Below are 16211 nucleotides of genomic sequence, written 5' to 3' on the forward strand. Positions count from 1 at the left end.
GGTGGTGTGAGAGGCGCACTCCGTTCCATTAGGGGCGGAGCCGTCTACTCAATTAGTAGCTGTTTTTATTCTACGATTTCATTTTTAAATAATGCTAAATGCTCCAAAAGCAAAATATTATTACCTGGTTTCTTTATTGTGTCAAATATTTTTATGTCAGTTGGAATTGGTTTAAAAAATTCGGCTCTATTACTTTTTAGACTTTTTATTAATTCTGAATTTATCTTTTTAGGTAACGATATTGTTACTAAATTTAATGATTTTACAAAGTAAATTAACCATAATAAATCGTATTGGCAATCGTCAATATTTAATAATTTTTCGTTTAATAATTTTTCAATTGCTGAACTAATTTTAGAAATAGTTTTTACTTTCGTAGTATTTTGTTCTATTATTTTTTCAATTATTGCAAGTATTTGAGGAAACGATTTATTTCTACGTTCTTTCAACATCAGTAAAAGGCTAATTGCTTTTAATAAATCCTTTTCATTAAAGTTAAATTTAAGCTCGTGTTCTTTTGTATAAAGTTCAGATAGGAAACGGTCAACAACACCTGTTCCTTCAAATTTCTTATCGACTTTTAGAGTTCCTCTAAACGAGCTTTCAAAACGTTTATAACTAATTTTTTTTCTATATCTTAATGAATATTGTTGATATTCAGCAGTCCATTCTCTAAATAAACCTTCGGGAAGTTCTGTAACTTGTGATTTACTATCATTGAGATTAAGATTGAATAAAGCCATTTGTTTTTGCAATGTCTTTGTTATAAAGTTTGCATCTTGTTTTGAGTGGCATAAAAAACGATAATCATCTTTAAAACGAACACCTATAAAATCAATTCCTTTAGCTGTTATAACTTTTGAACATTCAGAGTCGACTGCACTTAATATAATTTCAGCAATTAAGTCTGAAATTGCTGGTCCAATTGCAATTCCATTTGTGCAACCGTCATTGGAATTTTGGAAGAGTCTGTCCAATACTAATCCAACATAATCGTCGTATTTACTTCTATTGCCTTTCTTTCGGATAAGTTCTTTTGTGTGGATTGCCCAAGCGATACTATGAGTATAAATTGAGGGATAAAAATTTTTGATATCTGATTTCAAGATATATTTGTAATTGTAAGCTTCAGCAACTAAATCGTTTTCAGCCATTTCCAAATATTCATAAATCATTCGTCCCGCTCTTAAATGACCTAATTCGCCTTCACTTTTTGAAGTAATTGGTATTGGGAAACTGTATGAATGAATTTTGTTACTCGCTCTAAACAAAGATTTTAAAATCGTTTCCCAATTATCGATTAAATACCAAACGATATCGTGATAGATTTTCGGTGCAATAATACCAAATGTTCTTTCGGTTAGTTCTGTTTTTGGAAATGATATATTTAATAATTCGTTTTTTTCAGGTTCAAATTTAATCTGTCCTGCGATGCTATTATCAATTTCAAAGTAAGGTCTTGGTTTCAAGTCAAATTTTTTAACCTTAAAACTCGGAGGAACTACATATTGCTCCGGATAGTAACCCTCTTCTAAAAGCCATTTCGCAATTTTTTCTTTTGAAACTTTTTTAAGAAGTCTTTTTGTTTCTGCTGTGTGCTCTTTAGGTAGACTCAATATGTTTGTGATATAAATGTTCTTGATTATTCCGATTTTCTCGTAAAATAGCTACTAACTTGTATATAGACGAAACAAACCTTCGCCAATCTACCCAATTTTGGGTGTATATGCGAAGGTTTGTTTCGCTTTTTGCTTTTTCAAATATATTCAATTTTTCTTACAAATCATCAACTGAGCTTTTAATTCGCTACAGGCCTTTCGTAATACATGAGTTTATATTTCAGTAGCCTTACTACCAGTAATACCTGATTATAGGCCATAAAAAAAGATGCTTAAGCATCTTTTTCTGTTTTAAATATGTCACTATCAAAAAACTCTTTTAACGATATTCCAAAAGCTTTTGAAATTCTATTAATAGAATAGATTGTTGGCCCTCGCTTTATATCGTGTTTTTCCCATGCTTGAAAGTTTTGTCTATCAACTTCTACTTTAGAAGAAAGTTCGGTTTTATTTTGACCGTGTTTCTCTCTAAGTTCCGTTAATCTCAACTTAATTTTTTCTCGTAGTATTATGTCTTCTTTCCTCAGTTGTGCCATATTGCAATAATGATATTTTTTAAAAATTTTACTGTAATGCATTTGCATTACAATAAAATTTTGTATTTTTGAAGCAGTTATAATATATTTGCGATTCTTCATGTAAAACATTTGAAGCATTCGCTTTGAATCTCGTTCCAAAAACTGGTAATTTTAGCACGCGAGATGATAAGTAAGATGCTCACGTCCCATGGCGTGGGCTCACTTATTCGTGTGCGGGTATACCAGTACCTTGGAGCGTTTAAGATGAGTTCCATGCCATTTTTTTGTCCAATATTTTGGCATTACTCAACTTCATTCTTAGCACCACTTCATCATTTTCATAGTCTCGCAATAGTTTAAACCACTAAAACCCGCATGCCTATGACCAAAATGCAATTACACACCTAAAAACAGCCAACGCCTTGCGTCAACCGTGGTTATTATTACTAAGCCACAACAATCCCAGTCTGGAAAACCGCCTTTTCTAAACTGGTCTGCAATACCTATGCCAACTTTAAACGATGAACTACTCACTATTAACCATTAACTATAAAAGCCCATGAATAAAATAACAAAGCCCCCTTAAAAAAACCAACGCCTTGCGTTAACCGTGGTTTATATCACTAAACCACAAAATCCTAGTCAGGAAAATGCACTTTTCTGAACCGGTCAGGAATCCCTATGCCAATTTTAAACTAAGAAACGCCTTCTCGATACAATTTTATAAAAAGGCTATCGCTATTTTATAAAATCACTCGAAGTGACGGTATCAACCGAAAACCGACAACTGATAACTGATAACCGACAACCGATAACTAAAAAAAACGCCTATGATAAAATGAAACCGCATGCATAAAGACTTTAAGACCTTCGATTGGAGACCTTAAGACTAAAAAGAAACTCCTGCACCGCAAAGCTCTTTGAACAAAGCTCTCATTAATTTAATTTGAATTTATTAATGGTGCAGGATGTTTTTTATCGTGAGATGTGAGAAAATAGATAATAGAATAAAGAAGCAAGAGGCTAGAATCTTATTTTGAATTTTAAATAGAAAGGAGGGGATTATAGAAAATAAAAAAAAGAAAATAGAGAATAGAAATAAGATAGACGATGGACGAAATACGATGGACGAACAACCATAACCCATCCTGATAACTATCTGGACTGAAAACCCATAACCGATAACGGACAACCGACAACCGAAAACCTACTAAATAACATGAAATATTACAGACAAATACAAGCCTTATTAATACTAGCATTTATAACATTGATATGCCTTTATATTTATGGTTGATGAAGAAAGAGCTTAGGCAAAGTTGCTAGAAACAAGAGCCAAGAACGGATAAAAAAACGCCTAATCGCTACTTAATTAGCCTGTAACACTTAACTCAAAGCCTATAATATGTCACCTTTAATCATACCCTTAACCATACCTCATTGCCTATGATAGAACAACACCGTTAATTGTTTTGCACCCTGCTAAGCAGTAGCATAACAGAAAAAGCCCTCTACCACGTCGCCAAACAGAAATAGAGGACCATCGCTAATAAAACTAATGTTCCATTTAACTAAACCAATATTATGAAATGAGCATAATGCTAATACGATGCAAGCATCAAAAGCTATTTGCGAATTACATAAGACCGATAAAAAACATTAAATATAAAATTATGAAAAATTATTCATTTTACAAAGGGGCTTCGGCTTTATGTTACCTGATAATTCTCGGGTTCATCCTAAGCAGCAGTCCAGCCCGAGCCAATAAGCTACTGAGGCCACTACCGTCTGAACGACAGCAAAACCAAATAAGCGGTACCATAACCGATGGTAAAACCCCTTTACCCGGTGTGACCATCACCATAAAAAGTCGTATCAATTATGCCGTCCTGTCAGACTTTGATGGTAAATATACCCTTGAAGCAAAAGCCAATGATACCTTGGTAGTAAGCTACATAGGCTATAAAACAGCCATAATCCCGATAAACTACCGCAAAAACATCCACATCCAATTACAGGAGGACATCACCTCCTTGCAGGAAGTCCGCATCAATGCCGGCTACTATTCCGTCAAGGAAAAGGAACGCACCGGAAGTATTGCCCGCATCACGTCCAAAGACATTGAGACCCAACCGGTGACCAATGTGCTGGCTACGATGCAGGGCAGAATGGCAGGGGTTAATATTACGCAGACTACGGGAATGCCAGGAGGAGGTTTTGATATCCAGATACGGGGACAAAATAGCCTGCGGTTTGATGGTAACAGCCCTATGTATATTGTGGACGGTGTGCCTTATGCTTCTGAGCCCATCGGAAGCCTTTTTACGTCTGGACATTTGCCACGAAGAACGAGTCCTTTAAATAGCATTAATCCTGGGGATATAGAGAGCATAGAAATATTGAAAGATGCCGATGCAACGGCTATTTATGGTTCACGTGGCGCCAATGGTGTTGTGCTCATCACCACCAAAAGAGGAAAACCGGGCAAAACTACATTTACGGGAAGCCTATCTAGTGGTTCAGGGCATGTCACCCGATTTATGAAGCTAATGAATACCGAAGAGTACCTCTCAATGAGACGCGAAGCTTATGCCAATGATGGTGTTACAGCATATCCTGCCAGCGCCTATGACGTTAATGGAACTTGGGATCAAAACCGATATACGAATTGGCAAAAAGAATTATTGGGTGGGAACTCCAGTATCAGTACTATGCAAACTTCATTGTCAGGCGGTTCAAAACAAACTCAATTCGTAGTAAGCGGTAACTACAATAAAGAAACGACAGTGTTTCCGGGGGACTATAAGTATGAAAAAGGAAATGTGCACATGAATCTGAATCATGAGTCGGAAGACCAACGGTTCAGGATTAATTTTACTACAGGCTATGTAGTACAAAACAACAATATGCCGACGGCTGATTTTATGAGTACAGCTTTAACGTTAGCGCCTAACGCGCCTTCGCTTTATGATGCCTTAGGGAATTTGAATTGGGAAAATGGCACTTATGACAATCCACTGCAAGTACTTGCGACAGACTTTAAAGGGAAAACTAATGATCTTATCGCTAGCTCGCTACTTTCTTATAGGCTGTTTAAGGGATTCGAAATCAAATCGAGTTTTGGTTATAGCGATTTGCGCTATAAAGAATTAAATCTGTTGCCTTCAACGATGTATAATCCCGCTTATGGTTTAGACAGTTCATCATCGTTGGTTTTTGAGAACAATACCAACCGCAATTCGTGGATTATGGAACCGCAGGCTAACTACCAGTTTACGGCAGGCCAAGCCAAGATTGATTTACTTGCCGGTAGCACTTTTCAACAACAAACAGCGAACCAAATTGTGCATATGGGCTATGGTTTTGCGAGCAATGGTCTCATTGAAAATCCGGCATCGGCATCACTATTTTCTATTATGAACAGTGATGAAACAGTGTACAAATACCAAGCCTTTTTCGGTAGGGCAAATATAAACTGGAAAGGCCGCTATTTCATCAACATGACGGCTAGGAGGGATGGATCAAGCCGGTTTGGAATGGCTAACCGGTTTGCATCCTTTGGGGCTGTTGGAGCATCATGGCTTTTCGCTGAGGAACCGATTATAAAAAACAATATAGAATTCCTCAGTTTTGGAAAGCTACGAGCCAGTTACGGTACTACCGGAAATGATCAGATAGGAGACTACCAATATCTTGATACCTACAGTACATCTGGAAGCAATTATCAAGGTACAAGCGGCTTACAACCGACTGGATTATTCAATAAGGACTTTGGATGGGAAACTAACAGGAAACTTGAAGTAGCACTAGAAACAGGATTTGTGAAAGACCGTATTTTTTTGACTGCAGCTTGGTACCGAAACCGTTCTTCCAGCCAGTTGGTGGGAATCCCTCTACCAGGAATTACCGGATTTACCTCGATACAGGCAAATCTTGATGCAGTAGTACAAAACAGTGGCTATGAATTGACCTTGCGCACCTCGAACCTACAAGGCGATAAATGGAGTTGGACAACAAGTTTTAATCTTACTCGCGCCAGGAACAAACTACTTTCTTTTCCGGATCTGGAAGCTTCACCTTATCAATCTCAATTTGTCATTGGTAAACCTTTGAATATTGTTAAGGTATTCCATTATGTTGGTCTTGATCCGCAGAGTGGTACTTATCAATTTCAGGACTTAAACGATGATGGAGTGCTATCGGCTAATGATGATAAGGGTTTTATAAAAGAACTGAACCCGAAGTTTTATGGCGGATTGCAGAACCAGTTGAAGTATGGAGCGGTGCAATTGGACTTTTTGTTTCAGTTTGTTAAGCAGGACAACTTCACAGAAGCATTTGGGGCCGTTTTGCCGGGAACCATGTCAAACCAGCCAGCATCGTTTGTGTCGCACTGGCAAACCCCGGGAGATAGTGGTCCTAATCAGCTTTATAGCACGGGTATCAATTCTAATGCGCAGCGTGCAAATACACTTTACTCTCAAAGTGATGCGGTTATAGCGGATGCTTCTTACATCAGGTTGAAGAATATTTCGCTGACCTATGATTTGCCGAAACAGTGGACAAAATCCTTTAGCTGTAAGCTGAGTCTTCAGGGACAAAATGTATTTTGTCTGACTTCTTATAAGGGAGCGGATCCTGAATTTAAAACAGCGGGTTTCATGCCTCCTTTACGTGTTTACAGCTCTACATTACAAATCACTTTTTAACTGAAGCCATGAAAAATATACTATTAAAGAAAGAGATGTTACCTATTTGGATTATTGGTATTGCTATACTATTGACAAACTGTGATAGCTTTACAGAAGTTGCCCTTCCAGAGTCACAGCTTACTGCTGATGCTGTTTTTAAAGATCCTATTACCGCTAATGCTGCCATGACTGATATTTACACAAAAATGCGCGACAATGGAATGTTCACTGGACTATTTACAGGATTATCGAACCAGTTGGGGATCTACAGTGATGAACTAACCTCTTATTACAATCCGGGTAGTTTATCATTTAATTTCGGTAATAATGCTTTGCAAGCATCGGGAACGGAAATAGCGCAATTATGGAACAGTAGTTATAGCCAAATTTATGCTGCCAATGCTGTGATTGAGGGTGTGGATCATTCTGTTTATCTGCCAGAACCTGACCGTAACCAATTGAAAGGAGAAGCCCTTTTTGTACGAGCGCTGATTCATTTCTATTTGGTAAACTCCTTTGGTGGCGTACCGTATACTAAAACTACTAATTATGCCGTAAACCGCATTGCACATCGTACTGCTGAAAATGATGCGCTGCTCTTAGTCAAATCGGATCTTGAGCAGGCTATTGCACTTTTACCCGAATCATATAGTAGTCCGGAACGTGTAAGGCCAAACCGCTATGCGGCTTATGCCATGCTGGCGAGAGTTAACCTTTATCTCCATTTATGGGATGAGGCTTCTAATGCTGCTTCTGCCGTTCTGAATCAAACAGACGTTTATGTCTGGGAGAATGATCTTGATAAAATTTTTCTCAAAGAAAGCACTACTACGATTTGGCAATTGATGCCCGCAATGTTGGGAGACAATACTAAGGAAGCTAAAACATTTCTGTTTTTTAGCGGGCCACCACCTTCATCATCGCTATCACCGACTACTCTTAATGCATTTGAGGCCAATGATAAAAGAAAAGGGCATTGGACAAAAATGATAACTAAGGGTGTAAATAGTTGGTCTCACGCTTATAAATATAAAGCATCTTCCAACACGGGGAGTTCTGTAGAATATTCGATTGTGCTCCGACTTGCGGAGCAGTATCTGATTCGTGCGGAAGCAAGGGCGCAGCAAGGTGATTTAGTTGGTGCTAAAGAGGATCTGAATAAGATAAGGAATACAGCAGGCTTAGATGATACACCAGCAACAAGCAGTACAGAAATTATTGCTGCCGTGCTAAAGGAGCGCCAAACAGAACTGTTTTGTGAATTTGGACACCGTTTCTTTGATCTAAAAAGAAATGGTCTATTGGATACTGCATTGTCTCCTGAAAAACCGGGTTGGAATACTACAGATAGATTACTTCCGCTACCTCAAAAAGAATTACTGTTAAACCCAAATCTAGCTCCACAAAATGAAAGTTACTAGAAAAGCTCAGAAAATGAAAAAGCTTCATCATTCTTTTTTATTCCGTTTGGTTGCTTATTATTTTTTACTGGTTAGCTGCCCTGCAATAGGGCAGGTTTTACAAAAGAAAACGGTACCGGAAGAAGATTATCATTTATGGAGCACTATGCTATCGCACAGTATTTCTGATAGGGGAGACTGGGCAAGTTACAGCCTGCATTACGATACAGCTGATACGCTATTTGTTATAGCAACAAAAAGCAGAAAAAAATACGCATTCCCTCATGGTAGAAATGGGGAGTTTAATGGTGAAAATTGGTTCGCTTGTAAACAGAATGATACATTGGTTATGCAAGACTTGACATCAGGAAAAGTCAATTACTTCCCCAAGATTAGCAGCTATTCATTTTCGGGAGATGGCAAGCATCTAATATTGATTAGCGTGGATCAAAATAACAGCCAACACTTAACAGTGAAAAATAGGCTTGGCGAAACCGTGGCTATGGTAGACAATCTCAGCGAATGGGCATGGAATGCACGCAAGAATACTATTGCTTATATTGATGGAAAAGAGAAGGTTCAGATTCTTGAAATATTTGACAATTATGCGAAAAAAGAGATTCCGGTTTTAACTATGGGGGAGATTAAAAACCTGAGCTGGCTCAATCAGACTATTACATTTATTCAAAATACCGGCTCGAGTGGCAAGCTGTATGCTTATCGATTAGAAACAGGGAAGCTTTTGTCATTTGATCCGGAAAGCTGTTCCAATTTTCCTAATGATATGAGCATAGCCTCTAGTTTTGGTTCGATTAAGATTTCAAATGATGAAAAGCGTATCTTTTTTATGTTGAAAGAACAGATATCAAATAAAGGCACAACCGAAGTAGTTCAAGTCTGGAATGGAAATGACAAGCAAATCTATCCTCATTTAAAAATGTACGGTGATTTTACATTACAGGATAAGCTCGCTGTATGGTTTGTAGATACTGGGCGGTTTTTACAGCTTAGCGATAGGGAAGAGCCTTATGTACTAATCAGTAGCGCCGGAGATTATACATTGACTTGGAATGAATTCGAATCTGAGCCACATTTTGATGGTATAGGATTGAGAGATATTTATGTAACTGCAATTGAGACGGGTACAAAGCGATTGTTGCTCAAAGGATATCCTGGGACGGGAATGGAGCCGGCATTTTCTCCCAAAGGCAATTACTTATCTTATTCAGTAAATGGTGACTGGTGGGTGTATGATTTCAAGAAGGATGAACACCGAAACATTACTCGAGATTTGGGCTTTCCAGTTCGTGATATCGATTATGATCGTGCGGGGCAAGTTCCTTTATATGGTATTGCAGGGTGGAGCATAGACGATAACTCTCTTTTTATTTATGACCAGTTTGATATTTGGATGATTAGCGCCGACGGAAAGACAAAGAAACGGTTGACCAAGGGGCGTGAACATAAAACTACTTTTCGTTTTGCAACTGCCCAACGCAGGCTACCCTCTAAGTCCGATTATATGGATCGGACCAATGCTATCATCAATTATTCGACGCAGTGGATTTTATCTGCTCATAATACAGTAACCGGCTACAGCGGATTATACTCGTATGATTCAAAAACTGCTGCGCGTCCAATTTTATGGGAATACAAAAGAACTGACCGTGTGGTAAAGGCGAAAAATAGTAACGCTTTTACTTTTATCTCGCAGAATTTTGATGCGCCCCCAGAGTTGCTGTTTGTCGATGCTCTTGGGAAACCAAAAGAATTGTATCGCAGTAATCCGCAACACAAGAAATATTTATGGGCTAAGGCTGAGAAGGTTTCGTATGTTGTAGATGGAAAAACCTTATCGGGCATTTTAATTTATCCTGCGGATTTTGATCCTACGATCAAGTATCCTATGATTGTTAACATTTATGAAAGACAAGGAGGTAGTTTACATCGGTACGTTAACCCGACGCTATTGAACGAGAATGGGATAAACTTTTCGGTACTTTCATCCAAAGGTTATTTTATTCTTTTGCCAGATCTCGTTTACCAATTGGGTCAGCCGGGTGAATCAGCAAAAAAATGTGTATTGGCTGCAGTTGATGCGGTTCTTTTAAAATATAATGTTGACCCCAATAGAATTGGATTAACAGGGCACTCCTTTGGCGGATTCGAAACAGACTACATTATAGCAAAAACGGACCGATTTGCAGCCGCTGTCTCCGGTGCGGCTATTACAGATTTGGTATCAAGTTATCTTTATTGTAACAGTAATTATGCGACTTCAGAATTTTTTCGATATGAAATTGATCAGGAACGTATAGGATTGTCTTTATTTGAAGGGATGTCAAGTTACCTCAACAATTCACCTGTGCTACTGGCTCAAAATGTAACAACACCTCTATTGGCATGGACAGGAGATGAAGACAAACAGGTGCATTATTTTCAAAGCATCGAGTTTTATTTTGCTTTGAGAAGGTTGAAGAAAGAACATACTTTGCTTATTTATCCCGAGGAATCTCACACAATAATAGACAAGAAAAATCAAGCAGATCTAACAAAACGAATTGAAGCCTGGTTTGCGAAATATTTAAAATCTTAAATTGAAAAGCCGTCACATTTGTGACGGCTTTTTTTTAAAATTAAGGAATGCTTCTAAACAACATGGTCGGACATTGGTTGTCGCTTATGTAACGATACAACTGCGAATTATCAATACTTGACTTACAAAGCTGACCTGGAGCGTTATCACACCATTCTACGGGTTGACAAGGCGGTGTACCACCTACTACCTTTTTATAGCCGGTTTCACCAGCTAATCCGGCGGTATTCTTTTCCATCGCATTGGAGGCGAAAGCTCCAACTAATCCGAGAGCAACAAATGCTACCGGCATAACGAATTTAAAAAATTTAGTTTTCATAATAATAAAAATTAAAAGTTCTGATCTACTCTTTTTTACAGGTTTTCGATCTTGTCCTGCTATTTGGCCAATAGATTGCTTAGTCGGTTTATCACCGTCTCTGTATTTTATAATTAGCTGTAATCAAGGGCTGTAGTTTGTAGCTTATAAGGTGATTTCCAACCAGGGCGTAAAGCTTATCACCATGTACTATTAAATCACGTAACTTTTGTTTGTCGATATCGTAGACATAGAAGCTTTCGATATAACTATTTGAAGAGATAGTATAGCTATCTACAATACTGGCAAGCTTCCACATTTCTAAGCTTTCATACCTACCGGGGATATTACTGTTTACAAAGAGTACATTGCCATAAACGGCTGCGGTTTTATTAACAAGCAATGGTCTTTTTGCAAATTTTCGCTCACCACGTTTTTCTAAATCTACTAATTCAATATTGGAATGGGCGATAGTGTCAATTGTATTGCCTCTGAAATCAATATTTAGTTTAGGATCAGCGACAATAAACTGATTCCGGTAGGCATACAAGTAGATTATTCTGTTTATTCCGTCGCTATACAGTAACGAGCCATCAGTATCGAATAGGCCATCAATTTGTTTTTGCAACAAATTAGGGTTTAACACTGTTTTTGTAGTAGAGAGTAAGTCAACTTTACCTAATACACTTTCACCACTACCACGTTTTTGTACGCGAACTGCCATAGACGTTGAGTCAATTGGTTCTGCAAAGCTAAAGTACTCAGAGCCACTTTTGTATAACTTCGCCTTCCAGTCCGAAATTTTGCCCCTGAATATGCAAGGAACCATTCCATCATAAATGTAAAAATAGGGTGCCTTTACTTTAATTGTCAGTGAACGAAATGGCAGGTCGATTTTGTCAAGAGTGATATGGTGCGTCGTAGTTTTATTTAAGGCAGTATCGATAACTGTCATTAATAATTGTGAAGTTGTGTTTCCCAAATAAACTTGACCATCATCTGCACCTGCAAAATAGTATGACCTTAATTTGAGGTTATAATCCTTTATTTTTGTTGCAGGAGCACTGGATAAACGCCGAACAAATTTGTTGTGATAGCTGTGGATATTCTCTGAGATTAAAAATAAAACAACTACGATAATAATACTCGTTACTGCGGAACTGGATACCACAATTAATTTCTTTTTTATGGTAATATAGGGTGTTGGTTGCAGCCAAATTCCAATCAGTGCCAAGAATACAAATCCTATATTGAAAATCAAATGTTCATGCCAGTCCATTTTTTCTAAAATACCGCCGCAAGAACAAGGAACAAATACACTGTGATTTAAAACAATATAGATGTAAGCGGTAAACATTAGCATTAATGCAAAAGAGGATACTAAGGCTGCATACCTAAACTTTGGTAAGATTAATAAGGCGACAATTAAAAGTTCAACTGATGGGACCGCCCATGCTATTTGTTCGGCAAAAGAACTCAAGAGCGGTGATTGTCCCAGCTGCTGTTTGAAATTCTCAAAATCCAGCAGCTTACTCACTGCGGCATAAACAAACAATAGGATATACAGCAGGCAGATAATTTCGAGAATAATACTTTTGGTGGTGGCACTTAGTTTCATATCGGGAAATTTTAAATTTAATCCGATATAAAATTCCGAAAAATAAAAATAGAAGTGTTATCAATTAGGGAGCTTGACTTATCCAAAAAGGAGTTTTTTTAATGCTAGGTTTCCCATACTTTTTCGCTAATACTTCTTTCCTTCACAGCCCAAAATTTAATACGGCGCGAAGTCGAAGGGCAAAACACAACACGCATACCCCCTACCTTTAACCGATACTCAATAACTGATACCCAACAAACACAAATACAGCAGTTTCTACTTAAAGTACAAGTTTTCCATTTTCAGCTTCTTTAGGGCCGGTTCGAACCGAAAAATTCACTTTTCAACTACAACCCAGAACAGATAACCGTTAACAGACAACCCATAACCCATAACTCATAGCCCAGAGCTCAGTACTCACCATCCATAATAAAACACCTGAAAGCCTTCTCTTAACGTCCATTGGGGTATAACCGAATCGTTTTTTAAAAGCCCTAGAAAAATTAGGATAGATCGGATATCCTGCCATAATAGCAATGCTTTTTAAGGGTATTGTCGTCTGTTGGATCAAAAGATGGGCTCTTTTTAACCGTTCAATAGCATAAAATTCGTAAATGCCCATTTTAAACAAATGCTTAAATCCATATTTCAGTTTATTTTCATTGGTTCCAAAAATCCTCGAAAGTGCTTTCATAGAAGGTAATGGCAAGTCCAAATGGTTTAAAATATAATCATAAACATCCTGCATCAATTGTACATCAGAATAGCTATTGAGTACACCAGACAAATCGGGATCATCAGCGGAAACTAAAGTTTCAGCAGCTATAGTGTTCGCGATGACAGTAATGACCGCACTAACTAGAATAGAGGTACCGGGTGTCAGTCTTGAAATAGTGCAAAAGCAAGGAACAACCAATTGATCTTGGGTCCTATAAATGAGCTCATGGGTACTATTGTACCTCGTGTCCTGAACTAATGCTGCAAATTCCAGTGATATTGACCACCCAATTCCAATTTAAAGTGAGCACCTGATTCCAATTCAAAATGACCACCTAATTCCGGAGCAAAATGACCACCTCCATTTTTCATTAAAAACAACTTTTTTTCATCTGTTAATTAGTATTCAAATATACTTAAATATTAGCTTTTGTTTATGCCCCTTTTTTTTCTCATAGATTCTCCGTGCAATTCGATTCGGTGAGATTGATGTATCAGCCTATCCAAAATTGCATCAGCTATTGTTTTTTCTCCAATGATGTCATACCAGCCTTGCACTGGGATTTGTGATGTTACAATTATAGAACCATTATTATGTCTGTCTTCAATGATCTCTAAAAGGGTAATTCGGTTATGACTATCTAATGCTTGGAGTCCAAAATCGTCCAGTATAATAACATCTTGCCGTTCTATTCTTGCCAGTTCTCGAAGATAAGAACCATCTGCTTTGGCCATTTTTAATTTAGCAAACAACTTTGAAGTATTAAAATAACTTACCTTAAAACCCTGTATACAGGCTTGATAACCTAATGCTGTACCTAAATAACTCTTACCTACACCAGTACTTCCTGTGATTAAAATGTTTTCGTTTTTCTCTACAAATTCGCATTCTGCCAGACGTAGCACCATGTTTCGATCCAGATTACGGGTTTGGTCAAAATTGATACTTTCAATATTTGATTTGTAATGGAATCGGGCATTTTTGATACTGCGTTCAATGCGACGATTATGCCTTTCATCCCATTCGGCATCAATAAGCATCGATACAAACTGATCAAGTGTGTAATGGTCAGTTTTCCCGCTTTCAATGGCGGTTTTAAAAGCATTATGCATACCATAAAGCTTCATTTGTTTCATTTTTGTTACTGTGGATTGCTACGCCTGTTCGCTTACGCTCGGGTCATTCATGATTATTGGGTTTTAATTTAATTATAATACTGTTTTCCTCTGATGTTGCCGTGAACAGGGAGTTCCTGCTCGGGTTCTTGTTCAAAATCAATGTGGTCTAGGTTGTTTTCTAAAATATTTTGTATGGTCTTAAAATTGTAAATTTTAAAATCAAGTGCCCGTTTACAGGCATTTATTAATCGCCGCTTGCCTACCTTTTTCTCGAAGTTTAGTATTCCCAGACAACTTTTATAGGCTTGTTCGGGGTGGTTTCTGCTTTCGATTATTTGCAAAATATATTCTCCTACGGATTCATCAATACTACTGGCCCAATCAATGAAGCGGGCAGCGCTCCATTGGGCTACAAATTGGTGGGTACTGGCTAAATGTTCTGGGGTTGTGGTATAGACATAAGGTTTGTAATTCCTCGGATGAATGGCTATTCGATTGTATTTGTAATAGATCTCTACCGTTGATTTGGTATACAAGAGTTTCGCTTTTTTCTTTACATATTGATACGGAACACTATAGTAATTTTTGTCTTGACTTAATTGGACATGTCCGTTTTGCATCACCGTTGCAAAGGATTGGTATTTGATTTCAAAGCGTTCTTGTGGTAGTGGGCGTAGTTTTTGTTTCTCATCTTCTAAAAACAATTCTTTACGGGAGTAAGGACGTCCTGTGAGTTTTCGACTATTATGAGCATCTAATAAATCCCATATCTGCTGGTTTAATTCTTCTAGAGAAAAGAATTTGGTTTCTTTTAGAGTTACGTAAATCCTTCTGTACAATATCTTTACCGCACCTTCAACCAATGATTTATCCCTTGGTTTATAAGCCCTGGCAGGTAAGATTGTGGTTTGATAATATTCCGCTAAATCAGCCAGGGTTTCATTGATTGTTGGCTCAAAACGACTGCTTTTTATCACTGCAGATTTTAAATTATCGGGAACAATTGCCGCAGGAGTACCTTCAAAAAAACGCATGGCATTTTCTACCGAAGTAACAAAATCTTCCTTTTGTTGGCTCATGGAAGCTTCTGCATAGGTATATTGGCTGGCTCCCAATATGGCTACAAAAAACTGTACTTCTTTGATTTCTCCGGTATCTTTATCAATGATGGAGAGTGTTTTTCCGGCATAATCCACATACATTTTATCACCGGCTTTGTGATTCATATGCATTACAGGATTGACTCGTTTACCCCATACTTTGTAATGATGAGCAAATTGCGAACTCCTGTAACCATCGGGGTTTACGGCAATATATTGCTCCCACATATGTTGTACGGTAACGCCAACTTTCTTTAGTTCACGTTCCATTTTAGGGAAAAAATCGTATAGGATCTGCAATTTGGGACTAATGGATTCCACAGTAGTCTGTGAAAACAAAAGTTCTAGTTCTGTATCTGTTTTTCTATCAATTAATTCAAAGTTTAATCCGAGAACTTCAAATAAAGAAATATACTTCTTTACCGTATTCCTGGAAAGGGATAAGTAGCTACTTATAAACAACTTACTCTTTCCTTCACAATAGAATTTAATTACTTTTCTAATTTTACTCATGTCTGTTATTTTGTTTGCCATAATCCGTATTTTTTTAACG

10 protein-coding genes are annotated in these 16211 nt (G+C 37.6%); 3 read left to right on the forward strand and 7 right to left on the reverse strand.

Annotated elements, in window-relative coordinates:
* Nucleotides 1–65: 65 nt before the first annotated feature.
* Both LNP19_RS11480 and LNP19_RS11485 read right to left on the reverse strand, forming a co-directional pair.
* Nucleotides 66–1616 carry an RNA-directed DNA polymerase gene (locus tag LNP19_RS11480; protein ID WP_230062052.1) on the reverse strand — a complete coding sequence of 517 codons (1551 nt, stop codon included), beginning with the start codon at nucleotides 1614–1616 and terminating at the stop codon, nucleotides 66–68.
* A 275-nt stretch (nucleotides 1617–1891) separates the two neighbouring features.
* Entirely contained in the window at nucleotides 1892–2296 is a 405-nt protein-coding gene (locus LNP19_RS11485; RefSeq protein WP_230062053.1) for a helix-turn-helix transcriptional regulator, read from the reverse strand.
* Nucleotides 2297–3810: 1514 nt separating this feature from the next.
* On the opposite strand from LNP19_RS11485, the gene LNP19_RS11490 reads away from it, so the two are divergent.
* From LNP19_RS11490 to LNP19_RS11500, 3 genes are read left to right on the forward strand one after another with little or no spacing between them, the layout of a single operon-like run.
* Nucleotides 3811–6846: a SusC/RagA family TonB-linked outer membrane protein gene (locus LNP19_RS11490; RefSeq protein ID WP_230062054.1), complete on the forward strand. Its 3036-nt coding sequence runs from the start codon at nucleotides 3811–3813 to the stop codon at nucleotides 6844–6846.
* Nucleotides 6847–6854: 8 nt separating this feature from the next.
* Nucleotides 6855–8249: a RagB/SusD family nutrient uptake outer membrane protein gene (locus LNP19_RS11495; protein WP_230062055.1), complete on the forward strand. Its 1395-nt coding sequence runs from the start codon at nucleotides 6855–6857 to the stop codon at nucleotides 8247–8249.
* 13 nt (nucleotides 8250–8262) lie between these two features.
* The gene (locus LNP19_RS11500) at nucleotides 8263–10824 is read left to right on the forward strand and encodes a S9 family peptidase (protein ID WP_230062056.1); all 2562 of its coding nucleotides are present in this window, start codon (nucleotides 8263–8265) and stop codon (nucleotides 10822–10824) included.
* A 40-nt stretch (nucleotides 10825–10864) separates the two neighbouring features.
* Here the strand turns inward: LNP19_RS11500 and LNP19_RS11505 are convergent, their stop codons facing one another.
* From LNP19_RS11505 to istA, 5 genes are all read right to left on the reverse strand, one after another.
* Nucleotides 10865–11116: a hypothetical protein gene (locus LNP19_RS11505; RefSeq protein ID WP_230062057.1), complete on the reverse strand. Its 252-nt coding sequence runs from the start codon at nucleotides 11114–11116 to the stop codon at nucleotides 10865–10867.
* Between the two features lie 118 nt (nucleotides 11117–11234).
* Complete coding sequence (locus LNP19_RS11510) at nucleotides 11235–12740, reverse strand: DoxX family protein (protein WP_230062058.1); 1506 nt, start codon at nucleotides 12738–12740, stop codon at nucleotides 11235–11237.
* A gap of 352 nt (nucleotides 12741–13092) precedes the next feature.
* Nucleotides 13093–13638, reverse strand: a complete 546-nt coding sequence (locus LNP19_RS11515; protein WP_230062059.1) for a helix-turn-helix domain-containing protein — start codon at nucleotides 13636–13638, stop codon at nucleotides 13093–13095.
* Nucleotides 13639–13862: 224 nt separating this feature from the next.
* Complete coding sequence (istB, locus tag LNP19_RS11520) at nucleotides 13863–14567, reverse strand: IS21-like element helper ATPase IstB (RefSeq protein WP_230061789.1); 705 nt, start codon at nucleotides 14565–14567, stop codon at nucleotides 13863–13865.
* Nucleotides 14568–14644: 77 nt separating this feature from the next.
* On the reverse strand, nucleotides 14645–16192 hold the full coding sequence (gene istA, locus LNP19_RS11525; RefSeq protein ID WP_230061790.1) for an IS21 family transposase: 1548 nt from the start codon (nucleotides 16190–16192) through the stop codon (nucleotides 14645–14647).
* Nucleotides 16193–16211 lie beyond the last annotated feature (19 nt).

Source organism: Flavobacterium acetivorans (assembly GCF_020911885.1).
GTDB lineage: Bacteria > Bacteroidota > Bacteroidia > Flavobacteriales > Flavobacteriaceae > Flavobacterium > Flavobacterium acetivorans.